Annotated in this window: 21 protein-coding genes; 5 read left to right on the top strand and 16 right to left on the bottom strand. The window is 36.0% G+C overall.

Features of this window, described 5'->3' with window-relative positions; all coding sequences use genetic code 11:
- Positions 1–640 precede the first annotated feature (640 nt).
- The 4 genes from ACQV2Q_RS04750 to yedF form a co-directional block, all read right to left on the bottom strand.
- Complete coding sequence (locus tag ACQV2Q_RS04750; RefSeq protein WP_428882081.1) at positions 641–2,590, bottom strand: PTS fructose transporter subunit IIABC; 1,950 nt, start codon at positions 2,588–2,590, stop codon at positions 641–643.
- A gap of 11 nt (positions 2,591–2,601) precedes the next feature.
- Positions 2,602–3,519, bottom strand: a complete 918-nt coding sequence (gene pfkB / locus ACQV2Q_RS04745) for a 1-phosphofructokinase (RefSeq protein ID WP_428882078.1) — start codon at positions 3,517–3,519, stop codon at positions 2,602–2,604.
- Positions 3,520–3,699: 180 nt separating this feature from the next.
- Positions 3,700–4,887, bottom strand: coding sequence for a cobalamin-independent methionine synthase II family protein (locus ACQV2Q_RS04740; protein ID WP_428874536.1), 1,188 nt, complete (start codon positions 4,885–4,887; stop codon positions 3,700–3,702).
- 21 nt (positions 4,888–4,908) lie between these two features.
- A complete protein-coding gene (gene yedF, locus ACQV2Q_RS04735; protein WP_428874535.1) occupies positions 4,909–5,250 on the bottom strand; it encodes a sulfurtransferase-like selenium metabolism protein YedF in 342 nt (113 codons plus the stop codon).
- 214 nt (positions 5,251–5,464) lie between these two features.
- Here yedF and ACQV2Q_RS04730 point away from each other — a divergent pair, with 214 nt between their 5' ends.
- The gene (locus tag ACQV2Q_RS04730; RefSeq protein WP_428875985.1) at positions 5,465–5,809 is read left to right on the top strand and encodes a carboxymuconolactone decarboxylase family protein; all 345 of its coding nucleotides are present in this window, start codon (positions 5,465–5,467) and stop codon (positions 5,807–5,809) included.
- Positions 5,810–5,822: 13 nt separating this feature from the next.
- On the opposite strand, the gene ACQV2Q_RS04725 is transcribed toward ACQV2Q_RS04730, so the two are convergent.
- From ACQV2Q_RS04725 to ACQV2Q_RS04705, 5 genes are all read right to left on the bottom strand, one after another.
- Entirely contained in the window at positions 5,823–6,143 is a 321-nt protein-coding gene (locus tag ACQV2Q_RS04725) for a branched-chain amino acid transporter permease (RefSeq protein WP_428874533.1), read from the bottom strand.
- Positions 6,136–6,834, bottom strand: a complete 699-nt coding sequence (locus ACQV2Q_RS04720; protein ID WP_428874532.1) for an AzlC family ABC transporter permease — start codon at positions 6,832–6,834, stop codon at positions 6,136–6,138. Before ACQV2Q_RS04720 ends, ACQV2Q_RS04725 begins: the two co-directional genes overlap by 8 nt.
- Before the next feature lie 17 nt (positions 6,835–6,851).
- Positions 6,852–7,322, bottom strand: a complete 471-nt coding sequence (locus tag ACQV2Q_RS04715) for an HAD family hydrolase (protein WP_428874531.1) — start codon at positions 7,320–7,322, stop codon at positions 6,852–6,854.
- Between the two features lie 271 nt (positions 7,323–7,593).
- Positions 7,594–7,971 (bottom strand): hypothetical protein, encoded by a 378-nt coding sequence (locus tag ACQV2Q_RS04710; protein WP_428874952.1) that lies wholly within the window; start codon positions 7,969–7,971, stop codon positions 7,594–7,596.
- Positions 7,972–8,015: 44 nt separating this feature from the next.
- Positions 8,016–8,396 (bottom strand): hypothetical protein, encoded by a 381-nt coding sequence (locus tag ACQV2Q_RS04705; RefSeq protein WP_428874951.1) that lies wholly within the window; start codon positions 8,394–8,396, stop codon positions 8,016–8,018.
- A gap of 273 nt (positions 8,397–8,669) precedes the next feature.
- On the opposite strand from ACQV2Q_RS04705, the gene ACQV2Q_RS04700 reads away from it, so the two are divergent.
- Positions 8,670–9,329 (top strand): PHP domain-containing protein, encoded by a 660-nt coding sequence (locus tag ACQV2Q_RS04700; RefSeq protein WP_428875984.1) that lies wholly within the window; start codon positions 8,670–8,672, stop codon positions 9,327–9,329.
- 147 nt (positions 9,330–9,476) lie between these two features.
- On the opposite strand, the gene ACQV2Q_RS04695 is transcribed toward ACQV2Q_RS04700, so the two are convergent.
- Both ACQV2Q_RS04695 and ACQV2Q_RS04690 read right to left on the bottom strand, forming a co-directional pair.
- Positions 9,477–10,388 carry an AEC family transporter gene (locus ACQV2Q_RS04695; RefSeq protein WP_428882075.1) on the bottom strand — a complete coding sequence of 304 codons (912 nt, stop codon included), beginning with the start codon at positions 10,386–10,388 and terminating at the stop codon, positions 9,477–9,479.
- A gap of 105 nt (positions 10,389–10,493) precedes the next feature.
- Entirely contained in the window at positions 10,494–10,868 is a 375-nt protein-coding gene (locus tag ACQV2Q_RS04690) for a thioesterase family protein (RefSeq protein WP_428874947.1), read from the bottom strand.
- A gap of 170 nt (positions 10,869–11,038) precedes the next feature.
- Here ACQV2Q_RS04690 and ACQV2Q_RS04685 point away from each other — a divergent pair, with 170 nt between their 5' ends.
- The 3 genes from ACQV2Q_RS04685 to ACQV2Q_RS04675 all read left to right on the top strand — a co-directional run bounded on the left by ACQV2Q_RS04685 (position 11,039) and on the right by ACQV2Q_RS04675 (position 13,884).
- Positions 11,039–11,998, top strand: a complete 960-nt coding sequence (locus ACQV2Q_RS04685; RefSeq protein ID WP_428882073.1) for a tRNA dihydrouridine synthase — start codon at positions 11,039–11,041, stop codon at positions 11,996–11,998.
- A gap of 97 nt (positions 11,999–12,095) precedes the next feature.
- Positions 12,096–13,103 carry a signal peptide peptidase SppA gene (sppA, locus tag ACQV2Q_RS04680; RefSeq protein WP_428874524.1) on the top strand — a complete coding sequence of 336 codons (1,008 nt, stop codon included), beginning with the start codon at positions 12,096–12,098 and terminating at the stop codon, positions 13,101–13,103.
- A 1-nt stretch (position 13,104) separates the two neighbouring features.
- Positions 13,105–13,884, top strand: a complete 780-nt coding sequence (locus ACQV2Q_RS04675) for an RDD family protein (protein ID WP_428874523.1) — start codon at positions 13,105–13,107, stop codon at positions 13,882–13,884.
- Positions 13,885–13,931: 47 nt separating this feature from the next.
- Here ACQV2Q_RS04675 and pheT read toward each other — a convergent pair whose 3' ends face one another.
- The 5 genes from pheT to pepV all read right to left on the bottom strand — a co-directional run bounded on the left by pheT (position 13,932) and on the right by pepV (position 20,693).
- Positions 13,932–16,358 (bottom strand): phenylalanine--tRNA ligase subunit beta, encoded by a 2,427-nt coding sequence (gene pheT / locus ACQV2Q_RS04670; protein ID WP_428882070.1) that lies wholly within the window; start codon positions 16,356–16,358, stop codon positions 13,932–13,934.
- Entirely contained in the window at positions 16,358–17,425 is a 1,068-nt protein-coding gene (gene pheS / locus ACQV2Q_RS04665) for a phenylalanine--tRNA ligase subunit alpha (RefSeq protein ID WP_428874345.1), read from the bottom strand. The genes pheT and pheS overlap by 1 nt, the downstream gene beginning before the upstream one ends.
- 353 nt (positions 17,426–17,778) lie before the next feature.
- Positions 17,779–18,288 carry a phosphohydrolase gene (locus ACQV2Q_RS04660; RefSeq protein ID WP_428874344.1) on the bottom strand — a complete coding sequence of 170 codons (510 nt, stop codon included), beginning with the start codon at positions 18,286–18,288 and terminating at the stop codon, positions 17,779–17,781.
- A gap of 99 nt (positions 18,289–18,387) precedes the next feature.
- Positions 18,388–19,173 carry a TrmH family RNA methyltransferase gene (locus ACQV2Q_RS04655; protein WP_428874343.1) on the bottom strand — a complete coding sequence of 262 codons (786 nt, stop codon included), beginning with the start codon at positions 19,171–19,173 and terminating at the stop codon, positions 18,388–18,390.
- Between the two features lie 101 nt (positions 19,174–19,274).
- Positions 19,275–20,693 carry a dipeptidase PepV gene (pepV, locus tag ACQV2Q_RS04650; RefSeq protein WP_428875413.1) on the bottom strand — a complete coding sequence of 473 codons (1,419 nt, stop codon included), beginning with the start codon at positions 20,691–20,693 and terminating at the stop codon, positions 19,275–19,277.
- Between the last annotated feature and the right edge of the window lie 123 nt (positions 20,694–20,816).

Below are 20,816 nucleotides of genomic sequence, written 5' to 3'. Positions count from 1 at the left end.
CAGTGAAGTAGGATCCCCTAAATAAGTAGCTTTATATTCTGGAACTAAATCACCAACAATTTCATCTTGTGCTGAAGCCAATAATGGTGATACTGCGGAACCTAGCGTCAAAGCAGTTACAAAAGAAACAACTACTTTTCTTAACGATTTCTTCATTAATTTTCCTCCTTAAAAATGTACAAAGCGACAAACAATAAAGTTTTTCTGAGTATACTTCCCTCACTTTCAAAAACTGTAATTGCTTACATTTTACCAATTAGTGAAAACGCTGTCAAGCCATTTGATTTTAAAGTTTAAGTCTTGCAGCGATTGTAAGTCAGTTTACTTTGTTTTAGTATGAAATAGAAAGAGCAAAACTAGAACGGTTGATTCTTTCTAATCATTCCTAAGAGGGTGTAGAAAATGTTATCGTTTTCTCACTCCTGTCCTTAATATTAAACAATCTTCCAAACAATTTCCATATTAGTTTGATTAGAATTTGATTTGAAAAGCGCTGCATCTTCTAATAATCTCAACTAAGATTAGCGATGGTTAGCGATTAATCAAACTTTACTATCTATATATTCTCACAAAGCAATAAACTAATAACTATAATTATATAATTTATCAAAATTTAGTTAATAATATACCTATTGGGTTATTACCCCTTCTTTAATTGACGGGTGTAGTTTAGTAAAAAGGCTGATACTATACTACCTATTAACCAAGATAGAATATACATGATTGGGTTGCTTACCCCACCTGCTGCTATCGCAAAAACACCTCCATGAGGAACTAAGCTAACACATTCAAAAGCCATTGAAAGTGCACCGGCTAAACCTGCACCTAAGGCTAGACAAGGAATAACGCGTAAAGGGTCAGCCGCTGCAAAAGGTATTGCTCCCTCGGTAATAAAGCTAGCTCCCATGGCATAATTCACATAGGCCGAAGATCTTTCTTGTTTTGACCACACTTTTGGTTTAATCGTAGCGGCTAAGGCAATAGCCATAGGCGGAACCATTCCACCAACCATTACTGCCGCCATAACATCTGAACCCGCCCCTTGAGCTTGAGTGACTAGAGCTGTTCCTGTAACATAAGCAGCCTTATTAATGGGGCCTCCCATATCAATGGACATCATAGCTGCTACTGCAAATCCTAATACAATGCCCCATTCTCTTGGAATTGATTCAATCGCATTCATTAATCCCGTCATCACCGCACCCATCGGACCATTCACTACAAATAGCATTAGCAGACCTATCATTAGAATACCCAGAACTGGGAATATGAAGATTGCCTTCATACCCTCAAGGGTTTTAGGCATCCACTTGAAGGCAATTTGCAGTCCTCTTATAATAGCGCCTGCTAAGAAACCCGCTATCAGAGCGCCAAGAAAACCAGAGGGTACTAGATTTTCAAAAATGCCTTGTGGTGCATAAGCAGCTAAAACACTAGGATTAGCAAAAATCCCACCCATTAATCCAACTATTAGTCCTGGACGATCTGCAATTGATTGACCGATAAATCCAGATAAAATTGGTAGCATCATGGCAAAAGACATTCCACCAATTGTTTTTAGTATTTGAGCAAATACATTATAGTCTGAACTGCTTGGGTCAGCAGAATTTATACCCCAGAAGAAAGAAAGTGCAATCAAAATCCCACCGGCCACAACGAATGGAAGCATATGAGAAACGCCATTCATTAAATGTTTGTAGAATTGACGACCGATTGATTCTTTCTCACCAGAATCTTCTATCTCATTTACCTTTTCTCCCTTAGCGTGAAAGATAGGAGCGTCGAGACGAACGGCCCTATTTATTAATTCATCGGCCTTATTAATTCCATCTGAAACTTTAGTAATGATAACCGGCTTGCCATCAAATCGATTCATTTCAACCTGTTTATCTGCCGCTACGATAATTGCATCGGCCTTTTTAATATCCCCTTGATTAAGTTTGTTACCGATACCGGCTTGCCCGTTTGTTTCCACTTTAATACTGATCCCAGCTTTTTTAGCTGCTTCTTTTAACTTTTCTTCAGCCATAAAGGTGTGTGCTATCCCTGTTGGACAAGCGGTAACTGCTAAAATATAAGTATCTGATGATTCAGAAATTATATTTTTTTCACTTTTAGCTTGAGCAGTTTCTTTTAAATCTGCTTCTTCAGAAAATAAATCAACCACTTCATGAGCATTCTTAACAGACATCAGTTGATCAATCATTCCTTCTTCCATCAATTTTTTTGACAAGGAAGCAATTGCCTTCAGATGCTCATTTGATGAGTTTTTTGGCATTAAAATCATAAAAATTAAGTGAACATCTTTTTCATCTAAAGCTTGCCAATTAATGCCTGCTTGGGAACGCGCAAAAATAATAATTGGCGTTTTTACCGTTGATGATTGAGCATGCGGCATGGCCACACCGTTACCAACTCCAGTGGTTGAGAGTTGCTCTCTTGCTTGTAGCGATTGAAATAATTCTTTTGGATCCGTTACTCCTCCGACTTGATCGAAATTATTAACAAGACTCTTTAAAGCCTCTGATTTATTACGAACAATCAGATCAAGATCCATCACTTCAATATTTAATAATTCTGACAGCTGCATAACTTTTCCTCCTAAAGTTCTTGTATTTTGATTTTATCCACTAAAGAGTCCATTAACTTTCGCTCAGCTATACCTAAAGAAAAAGCTGTTGCCGCACCAGCAGCCGTTCCCACCTTTAAGGCATTCTTAAACGACTTTGAAGATTGGTATTCAGCCATAAAGCCTGCTAACATCGAATCGCCTGCTCCCACAGAATTAACCAATTTTCCTGGAGCTGACTTGGATCGATAAATTTTACTATCGCTAGTTAACAATATAGCTCCGTCAGCCCCTAGGGATACTAATACATTTTGAGCACCTTGTTGCTGTAAACGTTTGGCATATTTTATGACATCCTTGTCCGTGTGAATAACTGAATTGAAAATATCAGCCAATTCTTGTTGATTCGGTTTAATTAAAAAGGGACGATAGGTTAAGCATGATGTTACTAATTCCCGGTTTGAATCTAATATGAAATTGACCTGGGTTTTTTGGCACAGTTCGCCTATCCTTTCGTAATCTTTCGCTTCCATACCTGGAGCTAAATTCCCTGATAAAAATACGGTATCACCTTTTTTTATTTTTTGCTTTAATTGACTAAAGAACGCCTCATATTGAGGTCTCAATATTTTAGGACCTTTGGCATTTAGTTCTGTTTCTTTCTTACTTTTCAGCTTCACATTGATACGTGTTTGACCATTCACTTCAATAAAATCATGTGCAATCGAATGTTTTTTTAATAAATTGGTTAAATAATTCCCAGTGAACCCACCCATAAATCCCAAGGCACAAGAAGCTATTCCAAACTCTGACAATAATAGTGAGACATTTAAACCCTTACCTCCAATAAGATAGGTTTCTGAATCTATACGATTTAATGCTCCTTCCTTGAAGTCCCTGGTCTCTATAAAATAATCGAGGGCTGGATTAAAGGTTATAGTGTAATTCATAGACTCCCCCCTTAAAAATTTATTAGTTAACGAACAAAATTTTAAAGTTGCTTTAAGTAAGCGTTTCCTGATTAATGTTTACATTATAGAAAAACTTTACCTTTGTTTCAATATTTCATATAAATTTTATTTATAAAGCTAGACAAAAAAGCAACTAGCCTATGCTAGTTGCAAAAAGAATTATTGACAGTGATTCTGACGTAATTGTTGAGCGGCTTTAGACATATTTGTTAATTTGGCTTCGATTATTTCTTCAGGATTTAACGGACGATTGGCAAATGTTGCAAAGCCACAATCCGGATTCAGCCAAATTCTCTCTGGTGGCAAGAACTCTAACGCTTCTTCAGCTAGAGCCATAATTTTTTCAACTGATTCAACCTCATCTGATCGCGGATTAATGACACCTAAGCCTAGTATAATTTTCTCATCTAAAAAGTTATTATAAAATAACTTGGATATTTCACCAGCTCTTGGGGTTGAAAACTCAAGAGCCAACATGTCGACAGTTAATTTATTAAAGAAGCTACCTAATTTATCGTACGCTCCCTCTAATAATACACTCTCATCTTTTGTCCAATTTCCTCGACAAACATGGACAGCTGATAAGCAACCTTCCAAACTATTTATTTCATCTAGAACAGGTTGAATAAGAGACTGAGCAAACATTAATTCTTGGTCAACCTTGACCTTTGCAGATAAGGTTCCTCAGTAGAAGGAGGTATCCCCTTGGGCTCTTTGAAAAACTACCTCTGAAAGAATCGGTTCATCAATTTGGATGACGCGCGCCCCATTATCATATAAACGATGAATGGTGTTTTTCAATAATTCAACAACATCTTTACCCAATTGACGTCTACTCGCATAAGCTTGATCACTTACTCCTTCTACCCACATTGATCGGGTTAAAAGGTATGGACTAGGAAGAGTGATTTTATAAGGTTTATTAGTTAAGCTTTTAATTAACTCCTGCTCTTGAGTACATAAATCGGCTTCCAAATCGAGCTTACCGACACAGACTGGACTATTCATTGAGTTATCTGAAGCATCCATCTCTTCTAAGGATTGCACATAATCCTCATTATTTCCAAGCAAGTCATTAATTTCCTCTGTAGAAAAAAGTTCGATACCTTCAACTTTTTCAGCAACATAAGACATAAAATTATCTCTTGAAATTTCTCCACTTACAACTACATCAATGCCCGCACGCTTAAAGAGGTCCATGACCTCTTTAGTTTCGTCATGAACCAGCTGATTGTATTTATCACACTCACCAAAATGTTGACAAGCTTCCTTGGCAGCGAGTAATTGAGGCGACCGTGGCATCGATCCAATTAATGTCGTTGTAAACGGCTTAAAGGTCGTTTCCATTATTTTACCTCACATTCTTTTTTAAGGTTCAATTACTAATTCACTTTCAGTTAAAATATCAACAACTTCACGCATTGTTGTAATTTGACCAACCATAATATACTTTTCTACTTCATAGTATTCAGTGCAAATACCGCATGAAAGAACTTTGGTTCCTTTATCTTCCATTGCTTTCAAATCTTCAATTGAGTCTGAGCCCTTGCAAGCTAACTTAACAGCTTCACCATATAAAAGGATATGCTTTGGCGCTTTATCAGTGTTAGCTAGCGTATTTAAAAAACCTTTCATCAAATTTTCTGTTAGAGGTTTTTCACCTTCACCCATACCAGTACCACGTAGAACGATATCATAAGCTTTTGACATGTGATTAATCTCCTTTTTGTTTATTTATAAACTTAGTATACTCAATAAAATTTTAAATATTAAATTAGATTATTAAATAAATAACCGTCATTTATGAAAAATTTATATATATAATTTTTTTGAACATACTTTCATATAAAAAAGCTATACTAATAGAGAATAACTTTGCAGAAGGAATCTTTATAGGACTGATTATCGTAAAGGTTTAGAAGAAGTGGGTGCCAATACACAATTTTTAACAGAACTTAATCCTGAATACCTTCAACATTATAATCAGCTTGCTGCCATCTTAGCAAAGCCCTCGGCTCCAGATGCAGTTACTAAAGAGTTAATTATTCTTGCTGTTGCTATTAATCAACGCTGTGAGCCATGTATTGCTGTTCATGTTGATCAATACATAAAAGCAGGAGGAAATTACGAGCAATTATCGGATTTAGACAATATTGCTATTCTTATGGATGGTGATCCAGGTATGGCCTTTGCCGGTAAGGTGTTAGATTGCTTCGATCGGTTTTTAAAATATATTAAAAAGCCAGAGGCATTTGCTCTGGCTTTTTAAGCATAATGAAAATTTATTGAAAAATAGTTTGAACCAATACCATATACAAAACTGTTCCTCCCAAAATGGAAAAGACAGTAGAATGTCGCCATTTATGTAAAACGAATACCAAAAAGCAAGATATTATAGCCGCTATCGTTCGCTGAGAAGTATAGGCAATATCTTTAAATGAATAAATCAATAAGATTGTCATAATGGCATAAGGAAAAACTTGCCCCAAATAAATAATCCAAATAGGAGTTTTCCTTTTGAAAATAATAAAGGGAGTAGCTCTAATAGTGATTGTCACAATGACCATAACGACAATCAACATGATAGAATGAAGGTTAGACATAATCTGGTTGGCCTCCTTTAAGTCTATTTTCAATTAGTAGAAAAGCAATGACAACAAGCATTGACGGCAGCATAAAATTATCTGGTCCAAATATTATGAAAAATATAAACCCAACAGTCATCCCTAAAAGAGCAGGCTTGTGATTATTGGTAGCTTCCCACTGATTGAGAACGACGACAAAAAACAATGCTGTTAGAGCAAAATCAATGCCCTCCGTTGAAAAAGGTAAGAGATTTCCTACTAAACTACCCGCTACACTACCAAGTGTCCAATACATATGATTGAGTACTGTGACATAAAGGGAATACTTCTCACGTTCAATTCCTTCAGGTAAGTGGTCTGTACATACCAAAGAAAAAGTTTCATCCGTAAGGCCATGAATTAAATAGAGTTTGCGCCAACCTTTTATCTTTTTGTATCTTTCCAACTGACTAATACCATAAAATAATAAGCGAAAATTAACCATAAAGGTTAAAATAACTGTAGCAAATAAGCCAGTGGATGAAGAAAGAATGACTGGTGCTAAAAACTGGATAGACCCTGAGTAGACAAAAAAGCTCAAGCATAATGCCCAAATCCAACCAAAGCCTTTAGCCTGCATCATAATACCAAAACCTAAGGCTAGCATGAGATAAACGATACCAATTGGCAATGTCTTTTCAAAGGCATATCTCCAATGTTTTTTATCCATTTTCTAACTCCTTTAACTTAATGACGTAAAGTAGCTTTAATACGCTCAGGCTTAAGCAAGATGTTAAGCGCTGAATGAATATTAGGTGCAATAATATCGGCATTACGAATACTAACAGTGGATAGCCCTTCATTTCCTATAACAGCTATTGATAAAGCAGCTACACTCATCATTTCTCCATCGTTATAGCCATTGCCTATACAGGCACAGCTTTTAGAATCTAATTCTTCAAGCAGTAGTTTCTTGGAGATAGCTGCTTTACTCGAAGGAAAGGTAGCCAGTTCAACTGGAAGTTTTTGACACTGTTGTTTAACAGTTCCATAGGTATCAGCAGTGGCGATAAAAATTTTAACATTTTCTGAAAGACTCGAAAGAAGTTCTTCCACTCCTTCAATTAATTTCCCGTCTTCAGCGATGGTGCCGTTAAAATCAATAATCACATTAGATATTTTGATCACTCCATTACCTGGAATTTCGTATTTTATCATCTTTATCTCCTTAAACACATCTTTATTTGAGACCGAAACGCAGAGCGTTTGTAAGCGTTTTCTCGAATGCTTTTAAAAATAAGATTACGTATTAAAAATACTAAAACGCGCTCACTTATAAGTATACTATTATTTAATCAAATATCTCTTAAATTTGAATGAAAAGTCCCTAAGAAAGTTCTCATATACTTTCACTAGACAAATTAAAACGACCTCTATTAAAAATAGAGGTAGATTTAGTTCTCGATACTCATTTAGTGGTTTTCAATTTTTAAATTGAATAAGTTCGCGTTAAAGCGTATTCGACGACTAAATAAAAAGTGAATAAGCTTATTACAATAATAGCTCCTTTTTTAAGTACAATTTTCACTTCAGGATCCGTTCTATAATAACGCGCTCGACTAACTATCCCTTTCTCTATATTATTTAATTTATTCTCTGGCAATTGTTCCATATAATCTAATTTTGAATCAATATCATCTTCACCCTCATAACCATGTATTTTAGACAGCACAGACACGGTTGAATAATCGTTCTCCTTATAAATAATATAAGAATCATATATCGGTTTTACTAGTAAATACGCAAGTGTACTGATTATTATAAAAAAGAATAAAGCTCGAATCTTAAAATTTGAAAAATATTTCATTTTTCTCCTCCTTATTGCTACTCTTTCATATTTTCAAACAGCTATTAGAATAAAAAGCCCGATTTACTTATTATAAACTCAAAAAGCAGATATGGAATTATTAACATTGATATAAGAATCCCACCACGTTTCAAAATAATTTGTTCTTTGGAGACCCCATGAAAATAATGAGCCAAATCAATTTTAGCTTCTTGATCATAGGTGAAATTTTTTGACGGTTGCTTATCAATAAACTCTAGTACAGGATCTGATTCCTCTTCTCCGTCATAACCATAAGCCCTAGCAATTAAAGTAACCGTTTCTAAATTATTTCGTCTCTGTTCGTCCATCTGCTGCAAGTATCGATCCACATTTTGATAGGCAAATAAGAAAATTAAGATTGAGATTAAAGCTATTCTTATTCTTGTGTCTTTTAACAATTTCATAAAAGCACCTCCGAAGCATTTAATGCTATCCTACCAGTTTTGTAAACGTTTTTCCATTAAAATTTTTCTTTCTTATTATCTTTTAATAAAAATATTTTATTCATTAAATCGTTCTGTCATTATTTATTATTTTTTCTAATAAATTTAAAGCTAATCTTGCTAAATCATTGATACAAATGTATTAATAAAGACTATAAATAAATTTTTAAGATTGTTTTTCAATTTGAATAGCGAGGTAAGCTTACGTAAAATAGGGATGTTGAACAATATTTAATGTTACAAACTTATAAGAGAGGATTATCCAATATGTTAATCGACCTACATATGCATGAGAAGACATTTTCACCCGATAGCTTTATGAAAATTGAGCAGATTGTCGAAAGAGCCAAACTAATCGGACTTGATGCCGTTTGTATTACAGACCACGACTCAATTGGTTTCATGACTTTAGTTGAAGAGGCTCAACAACGTCTCGATTTTCCAATCTTTGTGGGGGTGGAATATCTAACTACTGAAGGCGATGTCTTAGCCTATGGAATTGACGAATTGCCTGAGCCGGGCCTATCAGCTCAAGAATTCATTGATTACGTGAATAAAAAAGGTGGAGCTTGTACAGCCGCTCATCCCTATCGTAATAATAACCGAGGCCTTGGTGACCATATTTATAAAGTTAAAGGCCTTCATGCAGTTGAAGTGTTAAATGGCAATTCAACTTTAGAAGAAAATCAACAAGCCTTTATTACAGCCAAAGAACACGGTCTACAATGTGTTGGTGGAAGTGATTCTCATCATTTTGGCCAAGTAGGCGTTTACGCGACATATTTTCCTAACCAGGTTTCAACTATCCATGAACTTGCTCAAGAATTAAAAAAAGGAAACTGTCAACCAGTTATGGTTAAGGGCCATCAAATTATCGAAACAGTCACTGCATAAGCAGAAAAAGAGCTAGCTCAATGTACTGACCCCCTAAAGTTGGACCATGAAATCCAACTTTAGGGGGTCAGTACATTATGCAGATCTTTTTTTGTTAGTTTTTTTATGTATGGCTGGCATGAAAATTTCTCCTCCTCTGTCTTCAAATTAAACGAAAGCCAAAAAGGCTGGACTTAAAAAGAGGGATAAAATAATTGATACAAAAGTTAGTTTAGAAGCCAAAGCGACATCTAAATCGTATTTAGCCGCTAAAATAGGCGTGGTAGCCCCGGCGGGCATGGTCGCCATCACCACACACATACCTGCTATTTGCTCATCTACTTGCAGAAATTTTAAGCTCAGCAAAACGATTAAGGGTATAAGGAGCATTCTAACACCTACAAACCGTATAACCGCTTTCTCAAAAAGAGCCTCCATTTTAACCGAACCAATAATTGAACCGATGGTAATCATGGATAAAGGAGTAACTGTGCGACTCAAACCATCAAAACTATTCATGATAAAGCTTGGTATAGGAATTTGGCTTAAACCCAGCACCAATCCAAAGATAACTGCCAAAATCATTGGGTTTTTTATAAAAGAAAGAAGCGTCTCTTTAAAACTCTTTTCTTGTTTTACTAATAAAGAAATACCAATTGTATAGGTAAAAATGCGGTGAGGTATTAAATAAACGGCGGCTAAAATAGCGCCTAATTCACCAAATAAGGATGTAACGATGGGTAATCCAGCAAAACCGGCACTGTTACAAAGGGTCGCATAATGTAAAATTTTAGCTTGTTTTTCCGGCAAATCCCGAAAAAAGAAGCCGCCGAAAAGGGTTATCGTTGTATAAATAATAGTAGCAATGATTAAAGTTTGAAAGCTTAGCTCAATAATGTTCCAAGTTATATTAAAAAACGACTTAAAAATAAGTGCGGGAACAAGTATCTCAACAATTAATTTAATTAAAGCTGGACGATTCTGATCCGTAATCATTCTTTTTCTATAGGCTAGCACACCTGCTAAGACATAAACAATTAGAACTATTTGGATGCTCAGCATCTCAAAAAAAGTTGCCATTAATGATCCTCCCTATACCTTTTTATTAACCCCCTCATCTTAACATAGTTGGTTTGCAAACTGAATATCTTTCAAACACTTTCAAGGCATCGATCAATGAAAATATTATTTCTTAAGCTTTGCCATAAAACGCTCGATATTCACAACAATTCTTTGATGAGTTGCTTGACCAATTAATTGTTCTTTATCATAAGCTTCCATATCTAAAGTGAATACTCTTCCTTCTCTTTTACATTTTGTAATAATAATCTCAATTTCGCTCATAGTCGAACTCGCTTTTAAATGTTTGACTTCAAGAAAGATACCTACTGTGGTTTCTAAAGTTGTATCTTCAATATTTTTCTGACAAAGCTCATAAGCTGCATTTTCCATATAAGCAATCATCGAAGGTGTCGATAAGACTTCTAAAGCACCTGATCCAATTTTAGCAGCTGAATGTTCATTCTTTACAGAGTATTTTTTGGAAAATTTTGCTTTCATTTTTATCCTCCTAAATTATTTTCAGTAAAATTATAGCATACAGATAGGGCTAGTTGTTTTTCCTAAAGAATTAATAGAGGATTCCTGTATTATATTTGCATCCAGCCTCATTTATGGTAATCTTTTAAAGATTCTATTTTTACAAAAATAAGTGAAAGGAGTCCTAAACTATGCCACAAAACTTCTGGCAAAACTTACCCAAACCCTTTTTTGTTTTAGCCCCTATGGAAGATGTAACCGATGTTGCTTTCCGACATGTTATTGCTAAAGCTGGAAGACCTGATGTTTTCTTCACTGAATTTACTAATTCTGAATCCTACTGCCATCCTCTAGGCAAAGAATCCGTACGAGGTCGTTTAATCAAAACTGAAGATGAACAACCCATAGTAGCCCATATATGGGGTGACCGGCCTGAATTCTTTGAACAAATGGCGCATGGAATGGAAGAAGAAGGCTTCGCAGGTGTCGATATTAATATGGGCTGTCCAGCACCTAACGTCTTTAAACATGGTCGTGGGTCTGGTTTAATTTTAAGACCACAACTAGCTGCTCAATTAATCCAAGCCAGTAAAAAAGCAAACCTTCCTATTTCAGTCAAAACGCGTTTAGGCCATCATCAAGTGGAAGAATATAAAGAATGGCTGAAGCATTTATTTGAACAAGGTATTGCCAACCTCTCCATACACTTAAGAACAAAAACAGAAATGTCTAAAGTGCCCGCTCATTGGGAACTAATTGGGGAGATTAAAAATTTGCGTGACCAATACGCCCCACATACCCTCTTAACTGTAAATGGGGATATTGCTGATCGGCAACAAGGATTGGAATTATACAATACTTATGAGATGGACGGTATTATGATTGGCCGTGGTGTTTTTCAAAATCCATTTGCTTTTGAAAAAGAACCACGTCATCATTCTGCTAAAGAATTGATTGATCTTTTTCGCTATCATTTGGATCTCTTTGATTATTACGATCTCCACCCTTTCCCTGCTTTAAGAAGGTCTTTTAAAATCTATTTAAGAGAATTCAAAGGAGCACACGAATTAAGAGTCCAACTAATGGAAGCAGAGGATTCCATTCAAGCGCGTGAAATACTCATTGCTTTTGAAAAACAACACTTATTATAGAAAACACCTAACTAACAGCTTTTTATAGTTATAAACAGCTTATCATTCCAAACCGACATTAAAAATGTTAAACTAAACTCAAAGGAAGGTGGCTTATATGTCAAAAAAAAAATGGATAGTAATCGCTTTTGCACTTGTTTTAATTGTCGCTTCTAGCTTATCGAAAGTTTATAATGAACCCGCTGATATTACCTACAGTGAAAAATGGGCGAATGAAAGACTAAACTCCTTGCTAGGCATTGGACAAGATTATATAGAAGAAATTCGAGAAGATGGCTCTGTAGATCAACGTATTCTAGTTATCCCTATTGAAGGAGTGATTGGAATAGCGTCTCCTACTTATGATCAGCAACTTATTATGGATACCATCGAACAGATTCGAACGGATGAATCTATTAAGGCTGTTTTATTCGAATTAAATACTCCAGGTGGAGGAGTATACGAAACCCGTGAAGCTTATGACTTATTTAAGGAAGTGATTGCCGAAAGAAAGATTCCTGTTTATGCTTCTATGGGGCAAGTAGCCGCATCAGGTGGCTTCTATTATGCCATGTTAGCCGATAAAGTTTATGCTACTCCTGAAACAATCACTGGCTCAATTGGAGTAATTATGTCTGGTTACAATATGAGAGAGCTTTATGACAAAATAGGTGTTGAACCCTATGTTTTTAAATCTGGAAAAATGAAGGATTTAGGCTCGAGTGCACGTAAAATGACTAAGGAAGAAGAGGAAGTATTCCAAGAATATATTGATGAAGCCTTTGATCGTTTCGTTCAAGTGGTTGTCGATGGTCGTGATATGTCAGAAGAACGGGTGCGTGAGCTAGCAGATGGTCGTATTTATACCGCCAAGCAAGCTAAAGAAAACGGCTTGGTTGATGATATTCTATACTATCGTCAAGTAATCGATCTTATTCGCGAAGAAAATGACTTAGCAAATGCTCAAGTTTTTGAAAAAGCAGCCCCTCAAGACCAATTTGCCTCATTCTTCCCTACATTTATGAAATCAGAAGATAATTATGCAAAACAATTTGATCAAGTTCTTAACCGTGTAAAAGAAGAAGTTCTTCCTCAGATTGAGTACCGCTGGGAAGGTGGTAAGTAATATGACATCAGTTAAATTAGATAAAGAAGAACTTAAGACGCTTTTAAATCATTCAAAAGAAGAAAAAAAAGATTCAACTAAAGTTATTGAAGAAGTTCCTCAAGATAGTACAGTCATTATTGAAGAGCAAACGGACCACTCTAAGGACAACAATATAACAAAAAATAACTCGTCTTCTTTAAATTCTAGTCAAGCAAATCATTCCGGACTCAATCCATTCAGCAATCATGCAGCAAGAGAGGAAGCTTTCAAAGAGACTAAGCAGTCTGACATTGATCCTATTCAAATGAAAATTGCTGACCAACAACTGAGAGAAAATGGCTACGACTATCTTCCTAAGGAGGTTTATGCTGGGTTCTGGCTTCGTTTAGCAGCTTATATGGTAGATTACCTATTCATTCTTCTCCTGACTAACCTTATAACGAACATTGTAGGAGAAATGAATAAAGACTTATTGTGGGGTGTTTTACCTATGTTCTTTAACTTAGCTGTATTTTGCCTTTACTTTTTCCTAATGACTTTCGGTCTGAATGGCCAAACACCCGGAAAAATTTTATTTAATTTAAGAGTTGTGCCGATTAATACCCAATCGAATAAATTAAATATATCCACTTTATTAATGCGTGAATTTTTTGGTCGTGTTATTTTCTACTATGTACCATTTATTGCCGTCATCCTTATCTTCACAAGCAAACATCAGCACCCTTTAGATATGCTGACTGATACGACAGTGATTAATGAACGTTATCTAACTGCCTTTGCTAAGTGGAAACTCGTTTAAAACAAATAAAAATCACTACGCTATCTTTAGCGTAGTGATTTTTTATGTTAACGAATTTCTACATTCTCTGCCTTTTCTAAAGCTTTAATCACTTGATCCATTGCCTTTGTCACTTCTTCATCTTTTAAAGTTTTATCTGGATTTTGGAAAGTTAAGTGATAAGCTAAAGATTGTTTATCTGCTGCTATATTCTCGCCAGTATATCGGTCGAATAATTCGACATTTTTCAAATTATCTCCAGCATTTTCATAGATTAAATCTACCAAGCTTTGGTGACTGGTTGATCGATCTACTAAAAGAGCGATATCACGAGAAGTTGATGGATATTTTGCTAAAGGGGTCTGTAGCAATAAGTCTCTGTTAAATCCCACTAAAGCCTCAAAATCTAACTCCGCAAAGAAAGTCTCCTTATCTAAGTCAAACTCTTGCGATAATTGGGGATGTAATTGCCCAATAAAACCAATTTTTTGACCGTCTAATAAGATATTGGCTGTTTGTCCTGGATGCATAAAGTCTAAATTTTCCATACGTTCAAATGATAAATGATTTCCTAAACGTAATTGGTCCATAATTTGTTCAACGATACCTTTGAGATCGTAAAAATCATAATTTTGACTTGCACTTTCCCAATTGGATGGACTCTTTTCACCAGAAACAAAGAAGCTAAGCATTTCTTTTTCTTCAGGTTGACGGTTCCTTTCAGTCGCTAAGAAAACTTTGCCCATTTCATAGAAAGCTATGGTCTTATTGTGACGGGCTTTATTGTAACGAGCAATCTCCAAGAAAGACGGTAACATTGATTGTCTTAAGAGTGATCTTTCCTCAGACATTGGTAAAAGTAATGAAACATAGCGATCTTTATTTGCATTTAATTTTGCAAACTCAGGTGAGATTAGAACATAAGACACTGTTTCATTTAAGCCTAACCCTTCAGCTAAAGAGCGTGTTGCTCTTTTTAATTTTTGTCGGCTATCTAATTGGGCGGGACGATTAGGAACCGCAGGTAGAGTAACAGGAATTTGATCATAGCCATAAATACGAGCCACTTCTTCTAAAATATCAGCTGGAATAGTAATATCCCAACGACGTGGGGGAATCGATACTCTCATCTGGTCATTTTCAAAAGCGACTCCAAAACCTAAGCGGTCAAAAATGGCTTGAAGCTGCGATTGATTCACTTGAATGCCTAATTTTTCTTCAATCATTTGCATAGGCAGTTCTACCACTTGATCATGCACATCATCGGCTTTTACTTCTAAGACTCCCTTTTCGATTTTACCCTGTGTTAATTGCGCCATCAAAATAGCAGCTTGGTCCCCTGCTTCTGAAAGAGTTGCTGGATTAATTCCTTTTTCAAAGCGAGCAGATGATTCTGATCTTAAGCCAAGACGTCGAGAAGTTGAACGAATGGCCTGAGGGTTAAAAACAGCTGTTTCTAATAAGACATTTTGCGTCTTTTCGGTTACATGGCTATCTAGCCCACCCATGACACCTGCTAGAGCAATTGGTTGATCGTCAGAAGTAATCACTATATCTTTTTCTGTTAGATTTCTTTCGATTTCGTCTAAAGTCGTAAGCTTTTCATTTTCTTTGGCATAGCGCACACCAATCTTTTTGCCTGGTAATTGATCCAAATCAAAAGCATGCATAGGTTGACCATATAGCATCAAATAGTAATTGGTCACATCCACTAGGTTATTAATAGGACGAATATTAGCTTTCATCAAACGGCTTTGCATTTGAATCGGGCTTGGCTTTACTTGAATGCTTTTCAACACTCTTAACTGATAGTGACTACTTAAATCATGTTCTGTCATATCCAATTCTAAATTTTGTAATTCATCAATTGAAACTAATTGACTTTCACTGATTTTTAAAGCTTCAAAATGTGGAGTCTGAGAAACAATCGCTCCCACCTCGTGAGCTACTCCACGCATCGATAAAGCATCTGCACGATTAGGTGTAATGGATAATTCTAAAATCGGATCATCAAGCTCCATGTATTCAACGATATTTTGACCGATTGGAGCATCCTCTGCTAAGAGATATATGCCATCCACAAATTCCTTCGGTACCACCTTATCAGCAAATCCCAACTCTTGTAATGAACATAGCATTCCTTGAGAAACTTGACCTCTAAGTTTTGACTCTTTGATTCTTAAATCTCCAGGTAAAATACAGCCTTCTAAAGCAGTGATTACTTTAGCACCTTGCTTAACATTAGACGCACCACATACGATTTGCTTTTTGCCGTAATCTGCTACATTGACTTGAGCAATTTTTAAATGATCGGAATCAGGATGGTCCTCTAATTCTTCAACTAATCCAACTACTAGAGGACCTTGAATAGAATCGGCCAGATTTTCGACTCCTTCAATTTCAATACCCGTTCGAGACATTTTCTCTGCTAATTCCTCGGCAGGCATTTTATTTAAATCTAATAATTCATTTAACCAATTATATGAAACATACATTAGTTTTGACCTCCTTTGAATTGTGTCAAGAAGCGTAAATCATTTTGGTAAAAATGACGGATGTCATCAACGTTATGCTTTAACATGGCTACACGGTCAATTCCCACACCAAATGCAAAGCCGCTATATTTATTTGAATCAATGCCTGACATTTCTAGTACATTTGGATGAACGAGTCCTGCTCCTAAGACTTCAATCCATCCGGTACCTTTACAAATACCACAACCTTGCCCTCCGCATTTGAAACAGGACACATCCACTTCAACAGAAGGCTCTGTGAATGAGAAGAAGGAAGGTCTTAATCGAATCTCACGTTCTTCGCCAAAGAAGGCTTTAGCAAATTGTAAGAGCGTTCCTTTCAGATCTGCCATAGTAATCTTTTCAGCAACTACTAAGCCTTCCATTTGATGAAACTGATGAGAATGAGTCGCATCATCATTATCTCTTCTAAAAACCTTCCCGGGTGAAACCATCTTTAAAGGGCCATCTTTTTCAAAGTCATGCTTTTCCATTGTCCGAGCTTGCACAGGCGAAGTGTGTGTTCTTAATAAAACTTCTTCAGAGATATAAAAGGTATCTTGCATATCCCGAGCAGGATGATTTTTAGGCAAATTCATTTTTTCAAAGTTATAAGAGTCTAACTCTACTTCTGGTCCTTCAATAATTTGATAACCCATCCCTAAGAAAAGATCTTCTAATTCTTCACGCGTTTGAGTTAATAAGTGGCGACTACCAAAGTTCTGCCGTCTTCCAGGCAAGCTAATATCGATTGTTTCACTAGCCAGTTGAGCAGCTAATTCTTTCTGCTTTACTAGCTCTTGTTTTTTCTCAATATGGTCATTAAACGATTGATGGAATTGATTAATTAGCTGACCTAAAATCGGCTTTTCATCTTTTTCTAAATCTTTCATTTGTTTTGATATTTGCGTCAATTCACCTTTTTTACCGGTATATTTCACGCGAATATCCTGAATCATTTTACTTGATTCCGCTTGCTTGATTTCTTCAATTGCCTTTGCAACTAAACCATCGACTTGTTCTTTAATGACTTGTAATTTATCATTCATCATAATCCTCCTAGCAATTAGCACTTTAATATTCCATCCAACAAAAATAGCCCGTCCCTAAAAGGGACGCGCTACCGTGGTACCACCCTTATTCTTGAAAAATTTCAAGCACTCAAATCATTGTTAACCCCAATGAAGGTATCTTTTTCTAGTTTCAAACTATTTAAGGATCGACTCCTAGGATGAAAATAATTGAAAAGTGACATCATCTGCTCTCAGTCGGTGACAAATTTCCCTGTTTATGTACCTTTCAATTAGGTCCTAATCATAGTCTTTAGTTATCTTTATCAAGTATAGCCTGTAAATAGTTTTTCGTCAATCTTGCTCTTTAGTGAAAAGTCATTTCACCCTCACTATTCGCTAAATCCAATGGTCTGCTCTTTCTTATATAGAGAGGCTTTTAGCCACCTTTTTAAACCTTCTACTAATTCGCATACAGCTGATTGCTTATCCATTAAAGTCACAATTAATGACTCGCCATAGCGTGGGATATCTAAAGTAGCGCCACACATATGTTTTAAAATTATATCTTTTTCTTTGTCTGATAAATCAGTGATTTCTAATGCATTCTTTAAAGCGATACGTGGATGCTCATAATTATGGCCTTTTCCGCCTACGCAATCCTTTGAGCAAGAATCGTAGAAAAACAAATCGTGCAGAAGGGCTGCTCTGGCTGTAGCGATCGCATCGAGCTTAAAACGTTTAGCCCAAAGGTATGAACGATAAGACACTGAAATAGAATGTGCTAAACGATTGGTATATTTATGATGGACAAATTTTTCTAGAGATTGAACTTTTTCATTCTCCATCAAATCTTTAACAATTGCCACATATTCTTGGTTATCTTGCCAAGCTATTGCCATTTATCCACGTCCCTTCTTTAATCTAACTCTAGTATACTCCGCAAATATGAAATTTATGTAAATTCTATGTAAAAGTTTAATAAAGCTAATATTTATTAACTAATTCGACCATTGTTTCCAGGCAAACATTAAAATACCTGCTGCTATAGATACATTAAGGGATTCTGCTTTTCCTGGCATAGGTATAAAGACTGATTTATCTGCTTTTTCCATCCAAAAAGGCCCAACACCTTGCCCTTCATTGCCCAAAACCAAGACACAGTGGTTAGCGATTAATTTACGATAATCTTCAGCTTCTTGATTGACGGCTGTACAGTAAAGAGGAAGTTCACTCGCTTGAATGGCTTTAAATATTTGAGCGTTTGAAGCTTCATAGATAGGCAAGTGCCATAAAGATCCTTGACTCGCTCTTATGACTTTATCATTGTAGAGGTCTACACAACCTTCAGCTAAGAATACACCATCAAAACCTGCTGCATCAGCGGTTCGAATCATGGTTCCTAAATTGCCCGGGTCTTGTACCCCGTCACATAAAAGATAGTGGCTACCATTTATATTTTCTTTAGCTAAATTACTTTCTTTTTTCTTAATGACAGCCATCACTCCTTGGGTATGTTGAGTGAGTGCGACTGTCTTCATCACTTCTTCACTTAAAATCAACACTTCGATTTGAGCTTGTTTGATTTGTTCAATAGTCTGTATATGATTTTCATGATAACTTGGCGTCATTAAAACTACTTCAATGGCTGCTTGATAAGTGATGGCTTCTTCAATAAGATGTTCACCCTCGATTAAATAAGTTTCTGTCTTTTTGCGATTCTTAGCTAAATGCAATTTGCGGTAGTCTTTTATTCTTTGATTTTGCTTTGATTGAATAATTTCCATAATATTTCACCTTTTTTCTTCATGAATTGAAGGTTACTTGAATATATAAAAAAAAGCAAACTTTCTAGCAAATTGGCTAGAAAGTTTGCTTAAATGGTCAATTAGCGTGTTAAGCGATAGATAGATTCTGCATAAATAGCAGTAGCTCTTAATAAGTCATCCATCGCAAGGAACTCATTGGCTTGATGCATAGTATCAATTGAATCTGGGAATAAGACACCAAATGAAACTCCACGCTCCATTAAGCGGCCATAAGTTCCTCCACCAATTGTTTTTTCATAAACTTCATTGCCAGTTTGTTTAGCATATACATCCAGTAAAGTTTTAACCATTGGATCTTCTGGTGAAAGATAATGAGGGTCTTTATTACCATTCATTTCCACTTTCACTGCTAAGTTAGCAACATTTTTGATAATAGCTGATTGAATTTGATCTTTGTCGGTTCCTTTAGGGTATCTAAAGTTAGCATCTACTAATCCACCTTCAGCATCATCAAAATTGATAATACCAATATTCATAGACAAGGCTCCCATAATATCATCGACTATAGCGACACCGATTTTTTCACCTTCAAAATCAAGATGTAACTTATCGCCTACTAGAGTTAAGAAGTCATTGGCTTCTTTTTTATCAAAAGTATACTTACTTAAGAAAGCAGCTAAGTAAGTTCCCGCATTATGGCCTTTTTCTGGAGTAGATCCGTGAGCCGCCTTACCTGTTAGTTCAAAACGTAATTGACCAGACGCTTGGGAAACTTTACCTGATACAGGTTGATCTTCTAAAAAGGCTTGGAAATCAGCTTTTATTTGGTCTGCTTGATCAGTTTTTACACTCGCATAAGCTTCTTGAGGAACCATATTTGCACGAAGACCTGCATGGAAATCAAGCAATTTATGATTAGCTTCCACTGTTTGCTTAGCATCAAATTTAAATTGAGCAGAAACATTTCCTTTTTCACCGTTGATAATTGGGAATTGCGCATCTGGTGAAAAACCATAGTCTGGCATTTTTTCAACTTTAGCATAATGATCCATACACATCCAGCCAGATTCCTCATCTGTTCCAACAATCAGATGAATCTTTTGATTAAACTCTGCGCCTAATTCACGTAATAATTTAATGGCAAAGTAAGCACCAATTGTTGGTCCTTTATCATCAGAAGAACCACGCGCATAAATGCGTCCATCTTTGATTACTGGCTCATAAGGGTCAGTGTCCCAACCAGTTCCTTCAGGAACAACATCCAGGTGACCTAAAATACCTAAGGTTTGATCGCCTTCTCCAATTTCAACACGGCCCACCAAAGGCCCAAATTGCTTCGTTTCAAAACCATCTTCTTGGGCCATTTTTAAGAATTCTTCTAAAGCTTTTTTAGGTCCAGGTCCAACAGGAGCCTCTGCTGTTGCTAAATCATCTTCACGAACTGAACGAATGCGAATCATCCGAAAAAGATCTTCTAATAAGTCTTCTTGACGTTTAGTGACTTCATCTAACCAATTAATATTGTCTAAATTTTCCATCTTTCTACCTCCATAAAATATAGAATTTCAAAATCATTCTGACTTTAATAAACTATTGCCATCAAATGAATCCGTTCCCATTATATCATATAAATTTATCCAACCCTATATCTCTACTTTAAA

It is taken from the genome of Facklamia sp. P12950 (assembly GCF_050409465.1).
Lineage (GTDB): Bacteria > Bacillota > Bacilli > Lactobacillales > Aerococcaceae > Facklamia.
This window is presented reverse-complemented; position numbering and strand designations above follow the sequence as displayed.

What these genes read in the sequence shown, in the direction of transcription:
- ACQV2Q_RS04750 (WP_428882081.1), bottom strand. Translation starts at nt 2,590, where the DNA reads ATGCAGCTGTCAGAATTATTAAATATTGAAGTGATGGATCTTGATCTG.
- pfkB (WP_428882078.1), bottom strand. Translation starts at nt 3,519, where the DNA reads ATGAATTACACTATAACCTTTAATCCAGCCCTCGATTATTTTATAGAG.
- yedF (WP_428874535.1), bottom strand. Translation starts at nt 5,250, where the DNA reads ATGTCAAAAGCTTATGATATCGTTCTACGTGGTACTGGTATGGGTGAA.
- ACQV2Q_RS04725 (WP_428874533.1), bottom strand. Translation starts at nt 6,143, where the DNA reads ATGTCTAACCTTCATTCTATCATGTTGATTGTCGTTATGGTCATTGTG.
- ACQV2Q_RS04720 (WP_428874532.1), bottom strand. Translation starts at nt 6,834, where the DNA reads ATGGATAAAAAACATTGGAGATATGCCTTTGAAAAGACATTGCCAATT.
- ACQV2Q_RS04715 (WP_428874531.1), bottom strand. Translation starts at nt 7,322, where the DNA reads ATGATAAAATACGAAATTCCAGGTAATGGAGTGATCAAAATATCTAAT.
- ACQV2Q_RS04710 (WP_428874952.1), bottom strand. Translation starts at nt 7,971, where the DNA reads ATGAAATATTTTTCAAATTTTAAGATTCGAGCTTTATTCTTTTTTATA.
- ACQV2Q_RS04705 (WP_428874951.1), bottom strand. Translation starts at nt 8,396, where the DNA reads ATGAAATTGTTAAAAGACACAAGAATAAGAATAGCTTTAATCTCAATC.
- ACQV2Q_RS04700 (WP_428875984.1), top strand. Translation starts at nt 8,670, where the DNA reads ATGTTACAAACTTATAAGAGAGGATTATCCAATATGTTAATCGACCTA.
- ACQV2Q_RS04695 (WP_428882075.1), bottom strand. Translation starts at nt 10,388, where the DNA reads ATGGCAACTTTTTTTGAGATGCTGAGCATCCAAATAGTTCTAATTGTT.
- ACQV2Q_RS04690 (WP_428874947.1), bottom strand. Translation starts at nt 10,868, where the DNA reads ATGAAAGCAAAATTTTCCAAAAAATACTCTGTAAAGAATGAACATTCA.
- ACQV2Q_RS04685 (WP_428882073.1), top strand. Translation starts at nt 11,039, where the DNA reads ATGCCACAAAACTTCTGGCAAAACTTACCCAAACCCTTTTTTGTTTTA.
- sppA (WP_428874524.1), top strand. Translation starts at nt 12,096, where the DNA reads ATGTCAAAAAAAAAATGGATAGTAATCGCTTTTGCACTTGTTTTAATT.
- ACQV2Q_RS04675 (WP_428874523.1), top strand. Translation starts at nt 13,105, where the DNA reads ATGACATCAGTTAAATTAGATAAAGAAGAACTTAAGACGCTTTTAAAT.
- pheT (WP_428882070.1), bottom strand. Translation starts at nt 16,358, where the DNA reads ATGTATGTTTCATATAATTGGTTAAATGAATTATTAGATTTAAATAAA.
- pheS (WP_428874345.1), bottom strand. Translation starts at nt 17,425, where the DNA reads ATGAATGATAAATTACAAGTCATTAAAGAACAAGTCGATGGTTTAGTT.
- ACQV2Q_RS04660 (WP_428874344.1), bottom strand. Translation starts at nt 18,288, where the DNA reads ATGGCAATAGCTTGGCAAGATAACCAAGAATATGTGGCAATTGTTAAA.
- ACQV2Q_RS04655 (WP_428874343.1), bottom strand. Translation starts at nt 19,173, where the DNA reads ATGGAAATTATTCAATCAAAGCAAAATCAAAGAATAAAAGACTACCGC.
- pepV (WP_428875413.1), bottom strand. Translation starts at nt 20,693, where the DNA reads ATGGAAAATTTAGACAATATTAATTGGTTAGATGAAGTCACTAAACGT.